The sequence below is a fragment of the Streptomyces sp. NPDC127595 genome, assembly GCF_042671685.1.
Lineage (GTDB): Bacteria > Actinomycetota > Actinomycetes > Streptomycetales > Streptomycetaceae > Streptomyces.
Genome location: NZ_JBHXWK010000006.1, coordinates 45,682 through 60,518, shown reverse-complemented (window position 1 = coordinate 60,518; position 14,837 = coordinate 45,682). Strand labels below are relative to the sequence as shown.

General features: G+C 71.2%; 11 protein-coding genes and 1 tRNA gene. 5 read left to right on the top strand and 7 right to left on the bottom strand.

Annotated features, from left to right (window positions below):
* Positions 1–97: 97 nt before the first annotated feature.
* The 3 genes from ACFVKT_RS20085 to ACFVKT_RS20075 form a co-directional block, all read right to left on the bottom strand.
* Positions 98–1,072, bottom strand: coding sequence for a ribose-phosphate diphosphokinase (locus tag ACFVKT_RS20085; protein WP_385733288.1), 975 nt, complete (start codon positions 1,070–1,072; stop codon positions 98–100).
* Between the two features lie 199 nt (positions 1,073–1,271).
* A complete protein-coding gene (glmU, locus tag ACFVKT_RS20080; protein ID WP_385733286.1) occupies positions 1,272–2,720 on the bottom strand; it encodes a bifunctional UDP-N-acetylglucosamine diphosphorylase/glucosamine-1-phosphate N-acetyltransferase GlmU in 1,449 nt (482 codons plus the stop codon).
* A gap of 119 nt (positions 2,721–2,839) precedes the next feature.
* Positions 2,840–2,911: transfer RNA gene (locus ACFVKT_RS20075), tRNA-Gln, on the bottom strand.
* 277 nt (positions 2,912–3,188) lie between these two features.
* On the opposite strand from ACFVKT_RS20075, the gene ACFVKT_RS20070 reads away from it, so the two are divergent.
* A complete protein-coding gene (locus ACFVKT_RS20070; RefSeq protein ID WP_385733284.1) occupies positions 3,189–4,511 on the top strand; it encodes a sensor histidine kinase in 1,323 nt (440 codons plus the stop codon).
* A 536-nt stretch (positions 4,512–5,047) separates the two neighbouring features.
* Here ACFVKT_RS20070 and ACFVKT_RS20065 read toward each other — a convergent pair.
* Entirely contained in the window at positions 5,048–5,542 is a 495-nt protein-coding gene (locus ACFVKT_RS20065) for an SUKH-3 domain-containing protein (RefSeq protein ID WP_385733282.1), read from the bottom strand.
* A 104-nt stretch (positions 5,543–5,646) separates the two neighbouring features.
* Positions 5,647–6,150, bottom strand: coding sequence for a YwqJ-related putative deaminase (locus ACFVKT_RS20060; protein WP_385733280.1), 504 nt, complete (start codon positions 6,148–6,150; stop codon positions 5,647–5,649).
* Positions 6,151–6,377: 227 nt separating this feature from the next.
* On the opposite strand from ACFVKT_RS20060, the gene ACFVKT_RS20055 reads away from it, so the two are divergent.
* From ACFVKT_RS20055 to ACFVKT_RS20040, 4 genes are all read left to right on the top strand, one after another.
* The gene (locus ACFVKT_RS20055; RefSeq protein ID WP_385733278.1) at positions 6,378–7,382 is read left to right on the top strand and encodes an SMI1/KNR4 family protein; all 1,005 of its coding nucleotides are present in this window, start codon (positions 6,378–6,380) and stop codon (positions 7,380–7,382) included.
* 7 nt (positions 7,383–7,389) lie between these two features.
* Positions 7,390–10,215: an SUKH-4 family immunity protein gene (locus ACFVKT_RS20050; protein WP_385733276.1), complete on the top strand. Its 2,826-nt coding sequence runs from the start codon at positions 7,390–7,392 to the stop codon at positions 10,213–10,215.
* A gap of 77 nt (positions 10,216–10,292) precedes the next feature.
* Positions 10,293–11,300, top strand: a complete 1,008-nt coding sequence (locus ACFVKT_RS20045) for an LCP family protein (RefSeq protein ID WP_385733274.1) — start codon at positions 10,293–10,295, stop codon at positions 11,298–11,300.
* 134 nt (positions 11,301–11,434) lie between these two features.
* Positions 11,435–12,322 carry a cellulose-binding protein gene (locus tag ACFVKT_RS20040; RefSeq protein WP_385733272.1) on the top strand — a complete coding sequence of 296 codons (888 nt, stop codon included), beginning with the start codon at positions 11,435–11,437 and terminating at the stop codon, positions 12,320–12,322.
* Positions 12,323–12,561: 239 nt separating this feature from the next.
* Here ACFVKT_RS20040 and ACFVKT_RS20035 read toward each other — a convergent pair whose 3' ends face one another.
* Positions 12,562–14,202: a cation acetate symporter gene (locus ACFVKT_RS20035; RefSeq protein ID WP_385733270.1), complete on the bottom strand. Its 1,641-nt coding sequence runs from the start codon at positions 14,200–14,202 to the stop codon at positions 12,562–12,564.
* Positions 14,199–14,684 carry a DUF485 domain-containing protein gene (locus ACFVKT_RS20030; protein WP_385733268.1) on the bottom strand — a complete coding sequence of 162 codons (486 nt, stop codon included), beginning with the start codon at positions 14,682–14,684 and terminating at the stop codon, positions 14,199–14,201. The genes ACFVKT_RS20035 and ACFVKT_RS20030 overlap by 4 nt, the downstream gene beginning before the upstream one ends.
* Between the last annotated feature and the right edge of the window lie 153 nt (positions 14,685–14,837).

The following is a 14,837-nucleotide window of genomic DNA, read 5'->3' as shown; positions in this document are numbered from 1 at the left end:
CGGCCTCCCTCGCCGAGCAACTGTGACAGCTTACTGGGCGGGGAGGCCGTATCAGAAATCGATCTACGTCTGCAGGGGCCTACGGCTCCTGCTGGTCCTACTGCTCCTCGAAGAGGCTCGTCACCGAGCCGTCCTCGAAGACCTCGCGGACCGCGTTCGCGATCGTCGGCGCGATCGACAGCACCGTGATCTTGTCGAGCTCGAGCTCGCCCGGGGTCGGCAGAGTGTCCGTGAAGATGAACTCGCTGACCTTGGAGTTCTTCAGCCGGTCGGCGGCCGGGCCGGAGAGCACACCGTGCGTGGCCGTGACGATGACATCCTCGGCGCCGTGCGCGAACAGGGCGTCGGCGGCGGCGCAGATCGTGCCGCCGGTGTCGATCATGTCGTCGACCAGGACACAGACGCGGCCCTCCACATCACCGACGACCTCGTGGACGGTGACCTGGTTGGCGACGTCCTTGTCGCGGCGCTTGTGCACGATCGCGAGGGGGGCGTCGAGACGGTCGCACCAGCGGTCGGCGACGCGCACCCGGCCGGCGTCGGGGGAGACGACGGTCAGCTTGGAGCGGTCGACCTTCGCGCCCACGTAGTCCGCGAGGATCGGCAGCGCGAAGAGATGGTCGACCGGGCCGTCGAAGAAGCCCTGGATCTGGTCGGTGTGCAGGTCGACCGTGAGGATGCGGTGGGCGCCGGCCGTCTTCATCAGGTCGGCGATCAGACGGGCCGAGATGGGTTCACGCCCGCGGTGCTTCTTGTCCTGCCGCGCGTAACCGTAGAACGGCACGATCACCGTGATGCTCCGTGCGGAGGCCCGCTTCAGAGCGTCGATCATGATCAACTGCTCCATGATCCACTTGTTGATGGGAGCCGTGTGGCTCTGCATCAGGAAGCAGTCGGCGCCGCGCGCGGACTCCTCGTAGCGGATGTAGATCTCGCCGTTCGCGAAGTCGAAGGCCTTCGTCGGGACTACCCCGACACCCAGCTTGTGGGCGACCTCCTCGGCAAGCTCGGGGTGGGCGCGGCCGGAGAAGAACATCATCTTCTTCTCGCCGGTCGTCTTGATCCCGGTCACAGCACTGTCTCCTCAGAGGTGTCTCAGCTGGGTGCGAGAGGACCTCTCGGCCGCGCCGCATCCGGCCGACTCGCACGAGTCAGCGGCGTGCGAACTTGCCGCGAGAGGTACTACGGGTTACTACGAGAGGTCTTCTCAGCTGGGGGTGTGCGGATGTGCGTTTATCACGGTACGCCGTGTCGGACGCACCGGTTTCCGGTCAGGCTTCGCCTTCGGGCTCACGGGAGGCTGCCTCGGCGGCCTTCGCGGCGGCGCTTCCCGGACGCTTGCGCGCCACCCAACCCTCGATATTCCGTTGCTGGCCACGGGCCACGGCCAGTGAACCGGCCGGTACGTCCTTGGTGATGACCGAGCCCGCCGCGGTGTAGGCGCCGTCCCCGATGGTGACAGGCGCCACAAACATGTTGTCCGAACCCGTCTTGCAGTGCGAGCCGACGGTGGTGTGGTGCTTGGCCTCGCCGTCGTAGTTCACGAAGACGCTGGCGGCACCGATGTTGGTGTACTCACCGATCGTCGCGTCGCCCACGTACGACAGGTGCGGGACCTTCGTGCCCTCGCCGATCGTCGCGTTCTTCGTCTCGACGTATGTGCCGATCTTGGCCTTCAGGCCGAGGCGGGTGCCGGGGCGGAGATACGCGAACGGGCCGACGCTCGCCTGCGGGCCCACCTCGGCGTTGTCGGCGACGGTGTTGTCGACCCGCGCCCCCGCGCCCACCTTGGTGTCCTTCAGGCGGGAGTTGGGGCCGACCTCGGCGCCCTCCGCGAGATGCGTGGCCCCCTGGAGCTGGGTGCCCGGGTGCACGATCGCGTCCCGCTCGAAGGTGACGGCGACGTCGATCCAGGTGGAGGCCGGGTCGATGATGCTCACCCCGGCGAGCATGGCCCGCGTGAGCAGCCGGTCGTTGAGGATGCGGCGGGCCTCGGCGAGCTGGACGCGGTTGTTGATCCCGGCGATCTCGTGGTGGTCGCCCGCGATGGAGGCGCCGACGCGGTGCCCGGCCTCGCGCAGGATGCCGAGGACGTCGGTCAGGTACTCCTCGCCCTGACTGTTGTCCGTACGCACCTTGCCGAGGGCGTCCGCGAGGAGCTGTCCGTCGAAGGCGAAGACACCGGAGTTGATCTCACGGATGGCGAGTTGGGACGCGTTGGCGTCCTTGTGCTCGACGATCGCGGTGACCGCGCCGCTGACGCCGTCGCGGACGATACGGCCGTAGCCCGTCGCGTCCGGGACCTCGGCGGTCAGCACGGTGACCGCGTTGCCGTCCGTGCTGTGGGTCGCGGCGAGGTTCCGCAGCGTCTCCCCGGTGAGCAGCGGGGTGTCGCCGCAGACGACGACCACCGTGCCGTCGACGACGCCGCCCAGCTCCTCCAGGCCCATCCGCACGGCGTGCCCGGTGCCGTTCTGCTCCGCCTGTACGGCGGTGCGTACGCCGGGGTCGATCCCGCCCAGGTGCGCGATGACCTGCTCGCGGGCGTGACCGACCACTACGACCAGCTTCTCGGGCTCCAACTCGCCCGCTGCCGCGAGCACATGACCCACCAGGGAACGGCCACACAGTTCGTGCAGAACCTTGGGTGTGGCCGACTTCATACGGGTGCCCTCACCCGCTGCGAGTACGACGACGGCTGCCGGGCGATTGGCGCTCACGGGGTATGCCCTTCGGCTACGGATGGCTGGGGTGTGGACATCCGCAGGATACCGGGGTGTTTCAGGGGGGACATGGGAGTGGGCCCTGACTGTGCTGTCAGGGCCCGAACCGAGCATTGCTCCCCCGCCAGGACTCGAACCCGGACAGATGGCACCAAAAGCCACAGTGCTGCCAATTACACCACGGGGGATGGAACTCGACTAAACCGGACATTCGGCCGGGCTCTTGGCCAGATTCTGGTCGGGTCGCCGAAGTGGCACCCAACACTATGCCGTACCCGATGCCTTCAACGCGACGAGGTAGATCGGCCGTCCCTCTCTGCTTCCGTTTCCGGCGTCGAACAGTGAGCGATTCGGTGGTTCGAGGGATATCGGCGGGTTTCGCTTCTGTTCGGTGGAGGGGGGTGGTGTAGGCCAGTAGGCGAAACTCACCGGAAAAGGGGCGGGGGGCGACCGTAGGCTGGAGGTATGACCACGACGGGGGAAGAGCACACCGCGGCCGGTATCGGGCCGTGGTGGTGGGTCAGGTGGCGTAGTGCCGTGCTCGACGCGGGTCTCGCGGGGGTGTCGGCGGCCGAGTGCGGCATCGAGGGGATCCCGTTCGCCCATGACGCGGGGCTGCCGGTTCCGGTCGGGGTGGGGTTCGGACTGCTCGCCGGGCTGACGCTGCTGCTGCGGCGGAAGTGGCCCATCGCGGTCGTGCTGGTGTCGATCGCCATCACGCCCGCCCAGATGGGCTTCCTGATGGGGCTCGTCGGGCTGTACACGCTGGCCGCGTCCGAGCTGCCGCGGCGGATCATCGGGGCACTGGCGGGGATGTCCTTCGCCGGGACGCTCATCGTGACGTTCGTGCGGGCGCACCAGGGGATGGTGCGCGGCGATGTGACGATGGGGGACTGGTTCGTCCCCTTCATCTCGCTGACGACCGCCTTGGGGATGACCGCTCCGCCCGTGCTGCTCGGGCTGTACGTCGGGGCGCGGCGGCGGCTGATGGAGAGCCTGCGGGAGCGGGCGGACTCGCTGGAGCGGGAGCTGCAGTTGCTCGCCGAGCGGGCGGAGGAGCGGGCGCAGTGGGCGCGTAACGAGGAGCGGACGCGGATCGCCCGTGAGATGCACGATGTGGTCGCGCACCGGGTGAGCCTGATGGTCGTGCATGCCGCCGCCCTTCAGGCCGTCGCCCGGAAGGATCCCGAGAAGGCCGTCAAGAACGCGGCGCTCGTCGGGGACATGGGGCGTCAGGCGCTGACCGAGCTCCGGGAGATGCTGGGCGTGCTGCGTACGGGGGACGGGCTGGACTCGCGGTCCCATCCGATGCCGCTTGCCGCGGTTGCTGTGGCCGCGGCCGCTGCGGCGTCGCGCGTCGCCGACGATGCGGTGGACGGGCCCTCGCTCGCGGAGCTCGATGAGCTGATCGGACAGTCGGCGGCGGCCGGGATGGTGGTCGACCTGTCGGTCGAGGGGGACTCGCCCGGGTCCGGGTACGCCGGCGAGGTCGAGCAGACCGCGTACCGGGTTGTGCAGGAGGCCCTCACCAACGTGCACAAGCACGCGGCCGGTGCGAAGACGCATGTGCGGTTGGCTCATCGGGTCTCGGAGATCGCGATGCAGGTGGAGAACGAGTGCCCGCCGGAGCCGGGGGCGGCTTCGTCCGCGCATCTGCCCAGCGGGGGGAACGGGTTGCTGGGCATGAAGGAGCGGGTCAGTGCGCTGGGGGGTGTTTTTGTGTCCGGGCCTACGGATGCCGGGGGGTATCGGGTGTCTGCGGTGATTCCGGCGGGGGGTGGTGGGTGACGCGGGGTGCCTGCCGGCCGCCGGGGCGGGTGCGTGTGCCTGCCGGCGGGTGCGGGTGCGGGTGCGGGTGCCTGCCGGTGCCGGTGCGTTTGCCGGTGCGTGTGGCGTCCGGGTGGGTGGGTCGGGGGCGTGCCGGTACGTCCCGCCCGTCGCCGCCGGATCAGGCGTCGGGCAGTGGTGTGGCGGGTCCGGTGACGCGAACGTACGCGACGGGCATTTGGACGTACCGGCACGCCCCCTTCCGTCGTGGGTCGGCTGCGGGTGGCGGGGGCAGCAGCATTGCTTTTCGGCTCTGGTCCGGCGGGGCTGAAAAGATCCCCGGTCCGGTCGGCACTTGAGGGCGGGGGGCCACCCGAACCCTCACCCACCTGGAGGCAGCTCTTCTGCCCGGCCGGGTGGGAGGTTTTCAGCCTGTCCGGCGTTTGAGGACGAGCGCGTTCAGCGCGACAGCGGGGGTCTGGGGGCGGCAGCCCCCAGGAACAAGGGACGGGTAGGGGCGGAGGGGGCGAAAAACGTCCTTGGCTTGGGGTTGCTGGTTACGCGGTGGTCAGGCGGGTGGGGGCCGTGCCTGAGAGGAGGGTGTTGAGGGCGGTGTCTATGTCCGGGCCGAGGTACCAGTCGCCGGTGTGGTCGAGGGTGTAGACGCGGCCCTCGGCGTCGATGGCGAGGAGGGCGCGGTTGTCCGACTCCTCGCCGAGGGGGCAGACCTCGGTGTCGAGGGCGCGGCCGAGGTCGCCGAGGGTGCGGGCCAGGTGGAGGCCGTGGAGCGGGTCGAAGTGGAGGGCGGCGGGGGCGTTCTGGCGGCCGGGCCCGGACGAGGTGACGTGGAGGCCGCCGAACTCCGCCCAGGCCTCCACCGCCGCGGGGAACACCGCGTGCTGGTGCCCGGCAGGCGACTCATGCCCGCGCAGGGCGTCGGCCCAGTACTCGGCCTGCTTTATGTCCCAGCGCCCGGGCTGCCACCCGGCGGAGCGCAGCGCGGCGTCCACGGGGACGGGGAAGCGTGTGGTGGAGGTGCGGTCGGCGTGCATCTGCCCTTCAGTTCGTCGAGTGACGGGGAGGCGGGGTCGTAGGACCCACGTGGGGACGGGGACGGGCGTCACCACCATTGGTACGTGCGCGGGGTGCGGGGAGTTCAGGCGCCGGGGGCCGTCGGGTCGACGATGAGGACGCCGAAGTGCTCGCTGAGGGCCGTGCAGGAGCGGCAGGGCGCGGCGAAGCTGCCGTGCAGCGGGTCGCCGTCCTCGCGGATACGGCGGGCGGTGAGCTTGGCCTGCTTGAGGGCTTTGCGGGCCTCGCCGTTGGTCAGTGGCTTGCGTGCGGCGCGCTTGCTGCGGGCGGCGTCGACGGCGGCGATGTGCCGGGAGATCAGGATCGCCTCCGCGCAGCGGCCGGTGAAACGGTCGCGCTGCGCGTTGGTGAGGGTGTCGAGGAAGTCCTGGACCAGCGGGTGGAGGGCAGGTGGCTGGTCGCCGCGCGCGGCCGTCCCGGTGAGGGTCTCGCCGCGTACGGAGAGGGCGGCGGCGACGGTCGGGAGTATGCCGTCGCGGCGGTGCAGAAGGGTGGGGACGTGCGGTGTCTCGTCGCTGCTCCAGCCGACCCGCGGGTCCCCGGACGTGCCTGTATGCGTCGCGTTCATGATCGTTTCCCTCCCGTGCATCCCCCGGTGCGGAGACAGACTGCCAAATGGCGTGGCGAGTGGGGAAGCTGGGGCTCCGCGACACGCCCGGTCTTCGTCGCACCGTCACGGCGAGGTGACGGCAGGTCACGGAACCGGAGGCCCGGTGACCGGGGTCGTACAACCGCATAGGCTGTCGACATCCGCGATCCATACCGCTATTGACGACGCCGCAGGGGGCAACCGCCATGACGACAGGTCGGCTCGGGCAGCAAGCCGCGCCGCCGAACGCGGCCTACGCCGGGCAGGTCGTACGTTTCCCGGACCCGGTCCGGGCTGCCCGCCACCCCAGGGGTGTGCGGGTCGACGAGTACGGCTATCCCGACTTCTCGGCGTACGCGCGTGCCGCCGCGGAGATCGCCGAGCCCCCCGAGGGGTTCGGCGTGGACGAGTTGCGGCTCACGGACTATGTCTCCGCGAACGCCGCGCTCGCCGCCTCCGGACACGACCTGTGGGACACGATCCCCGCGGTGGCGACCCCGCACGGCTGGACCTGGCACCACGTGCCGGGCACCCGGCGGCTGGAACTCGTGCCCGTCGACGTGAAGGCGCTGCTGCGGCACCACGGGGGACTGTCGACCGCGCTCGTGGACCATGACAAGCGGGGGACGCGGCCGTTGCAGGAGACGTGGCCCGCGCACTTCGGGCTGCCGAAGTCGTCGGTCGCGGTGACCGAGCAGCAGGTGCAGGGGGTCGAGGAGGATCTCGGCTATCGGCTTCCGGGTGCCTATCGGTCCTTCCTGAAAGCGGCCGGGGGGTGTGCGCCGGTGGGAGCCGCGCTGGACGCCGAGTTGGGCCTCCTGGTGGACCAGCCGTTCTTCACGGTGCGCGACGAGGCCGCCCTCAATGACCTCGTCTACATCAACAAGTGCCTGCGCGACCATCTGACCAAGGACTACCTGTGCGTCGGATTCGTGCAGGGCGGTCTGCTCGCCGTGAAGGTGAAGGGCGACGGGATCGGGTCGGTGTGGTTCTGCGCGTACGACGACGTCCGCGACCAGGACGCCTGGCCGCCGGCGGAGCGGGTGCAGCGGCTGTTGTTGCCCTGCGGTGACGACTTCGACCAGTTCCTGTCCCGGCTCGCGGGTAATCCGCCGGAGCTGGAGACGGTGGCCAACCTGATGGTGGACGGCGGTTTCGCGCGGGCCGTTCCCGTCCATGCGGTGGCGTCCGCGACTTCGGTGGGGGAGTGAGCGTTCGATGGTGACCTTCGCGCAGGCGCAGGAGCGCGCGGAAGAGTGGATCAACGGGGACGTGGTCGCGTATCAGCACCGTGAGGTGCGGGTACGGGAGTTCGAACTCGGGTTCGTGGTGTGGGCCGAGGACCGTGTGGGCGGTCCGCGTTCCGACGGGGGCGCGCAGCGGCTCGTCATCGCCCGCGACAGCGGTGAGGCCACGTTGTGGCCCTCGCTGCCGGTGGGTGAGGTGATCCGCCGGTACGAGGAGCAGTACGGCGCGCAGGACGCGGCTCCGGAGACGGCGCCCGTTCCCCAGGCCCGCGTCGATCTGAACCAGACGTCCTTCCTGCTCAGTCCCCCTGAGTGGTTGCAGGAGGCCGCGGACAAGCTGGGGATTCCGGATCGGCGGACCGGGGCGCCGGGCGCGCCCTCGGGCTCGCCCTCCGACGGGGCCGGGTCTCGCGCGGCTGCGGCCGCGCACAGTGCGGCCGTCGGGGGTGGGGTGCCGAACGGGTCCTCGCCGGCCCCTGTTGACGCGCCGCCGGCCGATGCGCCTCCGGCGCACTTCGCGCCGGGTGCGCCCCCCTCGGTTCCCGGTGGGGGTCCGGCGTGGCCCGCCGCCGGTGGCCGTCAGGACGCGGGGGCGCCCGGTGCGCCCGCCGACGTGACCCCGTGGGCCGGGACCGACACCAACGCGGATGCCGGCGACGACCGTTCCGTACCGCTGCCGGCGACCGTGTTCGCGCCGCCGCTCACCGACGCCGACGACGCCGGAACCCCGCCGCCGCATGCCAAGACCGCCCTGATGTCCGGGGGCAGTCAGCTTCCGCGTACGGCGACGGGTCCGGCGGTCGACGACCCCCATTCGCCGCAGGCGGGCGCTCCCCGGAGCGCGACTCCGCCGGTCGCGCCCTCGTACGGCTATCCGCAGGGGCCGGGCGGAGCTCCGGGCGGGCCGCAGGGGACCCCTCCGCCGGGTGCGCCCGCGTACGGGTTCCCGCAAGGGCCCGGTGGGGCTCCGGGGACGCCGCCGCCCGGTGCGTCGCCGGTCCCGGGCGGGCCGCAGGGGTCGCCTCCTCCGCCGGGTGCGCCCGCGTACGGGTTTCCGCAAGGGTCGGGTGGGGCTCCGGGGACGCCGCCGCCCGGTGCGCCGCCGGTTCCGGGTGCTCCTGGTACGCCGCCCGGTGCGCCCTCGCGGCCCAACGCCAGTGACATCGCCGATGCCGCGACCAGCAAGGCGCAGCCTCCCAGGAGCGCCCGGGGTGCGGCGAGCGCTCCGCCTCCGCCGAGTGCGCCGGGAGTGCCGGGCGCGCGGCCGGGGAGTGTGCCTCCGCCGTCCGGGCCCGGTGCGCCGGGTACGCCGGGTGCGCCTGCGGGCGGGTACGTGCCGACGCAGCTTGTGTCGCAGCTCGGTCCGAACGGGCCCGAGGGATCTGCGGGGCCTGCGGGGCCTGCGGGGACTTCAGGGCCTGCGGGAGCTTCAGGGCCTGCGGGGGCGCCCGGGGGACCGAATGGTCCGGGTGGTGTCCATCACGCGGCGACGATGTTGTCGGGTCCGCCTGTGGGGGGACCCGGCGCGCCTCAGCCGCCCGGAGTGCCTGGTGTGCCCGGTGCTCCTGGGGCTCCTGGGGCTCCGAACCCTCCCGGTGGTACGCCTCCCGGCGCTGTTCATCACGCCGCGACCATGCTTTCGGGTCCGCCGGTCGGCGGACCTGGCGCACCGCCGCCCCCGCACGCCCCCGGCATGCCCCCGGGCGCGCCCCAGCCGCTGCCCGGTCAGCCTCTGCCGGGTCAGCCCGGTCTGCCGGGGAGCCCGGGTCAGCCGGGGAACTCCGGTCAGCAGCGCCCGGCGTACGGCTATCCGCAGACGGGGCAGCCGACCGTCGGGCCCGGGTACCAGGCCGTACTGCGGTATCGCGCGCAGGACGGTTCCGAGCAGCAGCTGATCCGGCGTTCGGCGCCGGGTACGCCGCATCCGGAGTGGCAGATGCTGCACGAGCTGCGGGCGATGAACGTGCCGCCGCAGCAGGTGCTTGAGCTGCACACGGAGCTGGAGTCCTGTGAGCTGCCGGGCGCGTACTGCGCGCGGATGATCAGGGAGACCTGGCCGCAGGCGCGGATCACGAGCATCGCCCCGTACGGCACGGATCACGCGAGCCGTCAGCAGGGAATGGGGCAACTGCTCGCCCACCAGGGGGAGTTGCACCAGGTGGCGGACGGGCCCGCGCGGCCCGCTCCGGTGCGGGCGCCGATTCCGCCGGTGCAGCCCGCGCCGCCGCTGCCGCCGGAGGCGATCGGGCAGGAGCTGGCCGCGGCGTTCGGGCCGGGGGTGTTCCGCTTCGACCAGGTGGCGGTGTCGCGGCAGGGTGTGCCGAATGTCGTGGCGCACACGCTGGTGGTGGCCGGGCTGCCGGTCGACATGGGCCCGTTCTTCTGGGCGCAGGCCCAGCCCGGCCGGCCGGTGCCGACGCTGGCGGAGCTGGCGATGGAGCGCGGGGTGCAGCCGGCCTCGGACGCGGGCTCGTACCTCGTGATGGGCAGTGACTTCGGCAAGGCGATCTGTGTCCAGTACGGTACGGCGAACATCGTGGCCGTGCCGGTCGAGGCGGGTCCGGGCGGCGCCCCGGTGCCGCCGCAGTTCGTGAACACGGGGCTGCCCGAGTTCGCGCGCTGCCTGGCCCTGCTCGGCCGGATGTGGCGGCTGCGCTTCGGGCTGAACCAGGAGCAGGCGGGCCGCTGGACCGTCGACTTCCAGGCGCAGCTCGCCTCCCTCGACCCGGCTGCCCTCGGGTCGCCGGAGAGCTGGTGGTCGGTGCTGCTGGAACAGATGTGGGACGGGCTGCTTTAGGTCTGCAGGCCCGCTGAGGTACGTACGAATGAGGCGCTCGACCTGCGCGACGGGTCGGGCGCCTCGATCATGCGGTCATGAGTACGTGGCCCGAACAGCCGGAGCGTCGGCGAGAGAACAGGCGAAGGCGGTGGCCCAAGCGGCTGGCGCTGACCCTGCTGACCTTTGTGCTGATCGGCGTCGCGTACGTCATCGGCCTGTACTTCTGGGGGGATTCGCGGCTGCGGCACACCGACGCGTTCGACGCGTACGCGGACCGGCCGAGTGCGGACCCCGGTGCGGACTGGCTGCTGATCGGGTCCGACAGCCGTTCCGAGCTGACCCCCGAACAGCGCAAGGAACTGCACGTCGGCAATGACGACGTGCAAAACACCGACACGATCATGCTGCTGCACTACGGGAAGAGCGGACCGTATCTGGTGTCGCTCCCCAGGGACTCGTACGTCGACATCCCGGGGCACGGGAAGAACAAGATCAACGCGGCGTACGCGCTCGGCGGCGCCAAACTACTCACCCGCACCGTCGAACAGGCCACCGGGCTGAACCTCGACCACTACGCCGAGGTGAACTTCCTCGGCTTTGTCGACGTGGTCGACTCGCTCGACGGGGTCACGATCTGCGTGGCGAAAGGCGGGCTGCACGACACGAAGTCGGGGGCCGACTTCGATGCCGGGTGCCAGCGGATGAACGGGACGCAGGCACTGGCGTACGTCCGTGCGCGGTACTCCGATCCGCTGGGTGACCTGGGACGGGTCAAGCGGCAGCGGCAGTTGGTGAGCGCGGTGGCGGACAAGGCGTTGAGCCCGGCCGTGGTGGTGCCGCCGTGGCGGTTGATTCCCTGGCTGGGGGCTTCGTTCGACGCGCTCACCGTGGACGACGGCACCGGGGTGCGGGATCTGGCGCAGATGGGGCTGCGGATGAAGGACCTCGCGGACGGAGAAGGGGCCACGACGACCGTCCCGGTGGGGGAGGAGACCTCCGTCGACGGGGTCGGTGATGTCGTCGAGTGGGACTCCGCGAAGGCCGAACAGCTCTTCTCCGCACTCCGCGACGACACCCCGATTCCGGCTTCTGACCTCAAATGACGCACCCTTGACCGGATGGATGGGCGGAGTGTCGCGTTATGAACACTTCCGTGTGATCCATCAAGATGTGCGCGAAATCGTTCGTCATAAGTCGTTCGTCATTTCGTGTGTGTCCGGTGGAGAGGGGTTCAAGGATGAGCAGCGCATCGCAGTCGCCGCACGGCTTCATGGCCGTACGGGGGCGCGGTTACCGTCCCGAGCAGGTCGACGCGTACGCCGCGGGGCTCTCCCAGGACCGGGACGCCGCGTGGGAACGGGCGGCCCGGCTGACCGTACTGGCCAAGGAGATGGACGCGGAGGCGGAGCGGCTGCGGGAGGTCGTGGCGCGGCTCGTCCCGCAGACGTACGAGACGCTCGGGGAGGGCGCCAGGCGGATCTTCGAGCTGGGTGAGGAGGAGGCCGCGGCCGTACGGGACACCGCGCGCCGGGACGCTCAGCGGATCGTCGACGAGGCCGAGGCGGCGGGGCGGCAGGCGCGGGACGCTGCGGCGGCGTACGCCGACGAGGTGCGCGGTGAGGCCGAGGAACGCGCCCGGCAACGGCTCCTCACCGCCCGAGCCGAGGCCGACGAGATGCGGATCTCCGCCCGGCGCGACATCAAGGAGAACCGCGGTGAGGCGCTGGCCGCGCTCCGGGAGGTGCGGCAGCGGACGGAGGGGCTGCTCGCCGAGCAGGAGAAGGAGCACGCCGAACGCTGGGAGGAGGCCGAGCGGGCCGCCGCCGACCGGGAGGCCGCGCTCGACGCGCACCACGTGGAGCGGGTCGAGCGCGCCGAGGCGGCGTTGTCCGAGGCCAAGCGGGCCTTCGCCGAGGCCGAGGAGTCGGCGCGGCACGGACAGGAGGACGCGGCGGCGCGGGCCGCCGAGGTGCTGGCGCAGGCGCGGGTGCGGGAGGAGCGGATCGCTCGGGAGACCGAGCGGGTGCTGTTGGAGCACGGGGAGCAGTGGGATGACGTACGGGCTCACATGGACCACGTACGGACGAGTCTTGCCGCGTTGACGGGGCGGGCCACGGCGGAGTAGCTGCGCCTTGCTTTGGCGGGGGTTCTCCGCCGCTCCGCGGCGGGGTCGGCTGCTCGGGTCCGTCCGCGGGGCGCGGTCTGCTTCGCCGCTCCGCTGCGGGTTTCCCGCCCGCCCACCTGCCCGACTCGGTCCGCCCGAAAGGGGCCGTCACCCTGCCCGCTCCGCGGGCCCCATCTCCGCCGCTCCGCGGCGCGTTGCCCGCCCACCCGCCCGTCTCGGTCTGTTGGAGAGTTGGGCTCTCAACTGTTCTCCCTCCTCACCGCCCCCGCCAGAATCCACCCCTCCACCGCGTCGTACTGCCCCCTCTGCTCCTTCGCCTTTCTCCTCCCCGAGGCCACCGTGCCCAGCCACCCACAGGCGAATCCCAGCGGGATCGACACGAGGCCGGTCGTGGTGAACGGGAACCAGTTGAAGTCGGCGTCGGGGAAGGCGGAGGTGGGGGTGCCGGAGACGAGGTTGGTGCCGGGGATGAGGAGGAGGACGGTGAGGGTGCCGCCGATGAGGGTGGCGAGGAGGCCGGTCCGGGTGTAGCGGCGCCAGAAGAGGGTGTAGATCAGGGCGGGTGCGAGGGCGGAGGCGCCCAGGCAGAAGGAGAGGGTGATCAAGGGCTGCAGGCTGCGGTGCTGGACGAAGGTGGCGAGGAGGACGGCGAAGGCGCCGACCGCCAGCGCGGACACCCGGGCCAGGAGCATCTCGCGGCGCGGTGAGAGCTCGTCGGAGTGGCGGCGGTTGCCTCGGAAGAGCCGCGCGTGCGCGAACAGGTCGTGGGCCAGGGAGTTGGCGCAGGCCAGGATCATTCCGGCGACCGAGGCGAGCAGGGTCAGGAAGATCGCCGTGGTGACGGTGGTGAAGAGCAGGGTCTCGGCCGTCGAGATGTCCGGGCCGAACGCCGCCTGCGATCCCAGGAGATACGCCGTGTTGCCCTGCGGGTCGGCGCCGGCGATCGTCGCGCGGCCGATCAGGGCCGTGGCGCCGAAGCCGATGACCGTCATGACGAGGACGAACAGCGCCACGCACGGCACCGCCCAGGACATCGAGCGGCGTATCTGCGGGGCGCTCCTCGCCGTGTACATGCGCATGGTGACGTGCGGCAGACACGCGCCGCCGAGCACCACGGTCAGCTCCGAACTGATCATGTCCAGGCGGGGGTTGGCCCCCTGCGAGAACTGCATCCCCGACTGCAGGAACGCCGGTCCCACGCCGCTGCCCTGCGCCGCCGAGTCCAGCAGCGCGCCCGGATTCCAGTCGAACCGGTTCAGGATGAGTACGGCGACGACGACACCCGAGCCGAGCAGCATCACGATCTTCAGGATCTGGATGAGCGCGGTGCCCTTCATGCCGCCGACGGCCGCGTAGCTGATCATCAGCATGCCCAGTCCGATGACGCAGCCCGTTTTGAGCGAGTCGCCGGAGAATCCGAGGATGAAGGCCAACAGGTCGCCGGAACCCGCCAGTTGGACCAGCATCAGCGGCAGCAGCGCGATGATCGTCGTGACGCACGCGGTGATGCGCACCGCGCGCCCCGGCATCCGGCGGGCGAGCGCGTCCCCCATGGTGAACCGGCCCGCGTTGCGCAGTGGTTCGGCCAGCAGGAACATCAGCAGCACGAGGGAGAGGCAGACGCTCAACGCCAGGACGACACCGTCGTAGCCGGCCAGCGCGATGACGCCGGTCGCGCTCAGTACCGTCGCCGCCGAGATGTAATCCCCGGCGATGGCAAGGCCGTTGCGCATCGGCGACAGTGACCGGTACCCCGTGTAGAACTCGTCCAGGTCGTCGCGGTCCGGCCCGGTCAGCACGCACAGGAGCAGCGTGATCGTCGCCACCGTCGTGAACGCCACCAGCGACATCGTCTGCGCCGAACTGCTGAATCCGGTCATCGTGCGGCCTCCCGCCTGGCGTCCAGCTCGGTCTGTCTGCGGATCCGGTCCGCGAGCGGGTCGACACTCCGGCGCGCCGTGTACTCGTACAGCCCGATCGCCAGGCAGGTCACGGGTAGTTGGAGCAGGCCCAGCAGCAGGCCCGTCGACAGTCCGCCGGACACCTTGCCGGTCATCAGGCCGGGCGCGTACGCGGACAGCAGGAGGAAGAGGACGAAGTAGCCGAGTGCCGTCAGCGTCGCCACGCGCCGCTGTCTGCGGTACGCGGTCCGCAGCACGCGCATGTCGCTGTGCCGGCCCAGCGCGGGGTGGCGCGGCAGACGCCTCTTCGCGGGTTCGGGGGGCGGTGGCTGCCAGGGGTAGGTGAGGTGGGAGGGCGTGGAGTTGTGGGAGGGCTGGGGAGTGCGCGGTGGCTGGTACGGGTACTGGTGGGGTGGTTGGGGCTCCGGTGGCGGGTGCGGGGACGAGTACGGGTCGGACATCCCGTTTCTCCTTGCGTGGCTCGGGTGCGGTGCGGACCGCAGGGAGCCGGGGGTGCGGGCGACGCACGCTACTCGCAGATTTCCGGGATATGTGCGGTTTTCGGCAAACCGAGTGGTCGGTATGTGCCCGCGCACAGGGATCGAGAGGGGTTT

What these genes read in the sequence shown, in the direction of transcription:
- ACFVKT_RS20035 (WP_385733270.1), bottom strand. Translation starts at nt 14,202, where the DNA reads ATGACCGGATTCAGCAGTTCGGCGCAGACGATGTCGCTGGTGGCGTTC.
- ACFVKT_RS20030 (WP_385733268.1), bottom strand. Translation starts at nt 14,684, where the DNA reads ATGTCCGACCCGTACTCGTCCCCGCACCCGCCACCGGAGCCCCAACCA.
- ACFVKT_RS20045 (WP_385733274.1), top strand. Translation starts at nt 10,293, where the DNA reads ATGAGTACGTGGCCCGAACAGCCGGAGCGTCGGCGAGAGAACAGGCGA.
- ACFVKT_RS20055 (WP_385733278.1), top strand. Translation starts at nt 6,378, where the DNA reads ATGACGACAGGTCGGCTCGGGCAGCAAGCCGCGCCGCCGAACGCGGCC.
- ACFVKT_RS20040 (WP_385733272.1), top strand. Translation starts at nt 11,435, where the DNA reads ATGAGCAGCGCATCGCAGTCGCCGCACGGCTTCATGGCCGTACGGGGG.
- ACFVKT_RS20060 (WP_385733280.1), bottom strand. Translation starts at nt 6,150, where the DNA reads ATGAACGCGACGCATACAGGCACGTCCGGGGACCCGCGGGTCGGCTGG.
- ACFVKT_RS20065 (WP_385733282.1), bottom strand. Translation starts at nt 5,542, where the DNA reads ATGCACGCCGACCGCACCTCCACCACACGCTTCCCCGTCCCCGTGGAC.
- ACFVKT_RS20050 (WP_385733276.1), top strand. Translation starts at nt 7,390, where the DNA reads ATGGTGACCTTCGCGCAGGCGCAGGAGCGCGCGGAAGAGTGGATCAAC.
- ACFVKT_RS20070 (WP_385733284.1), top strand. Translation starts at nt 3,189, where the DNA reads ATGACCACGACGGGGGAAGAGCACACCGCGGCCGGTATCGGGCCGTGG.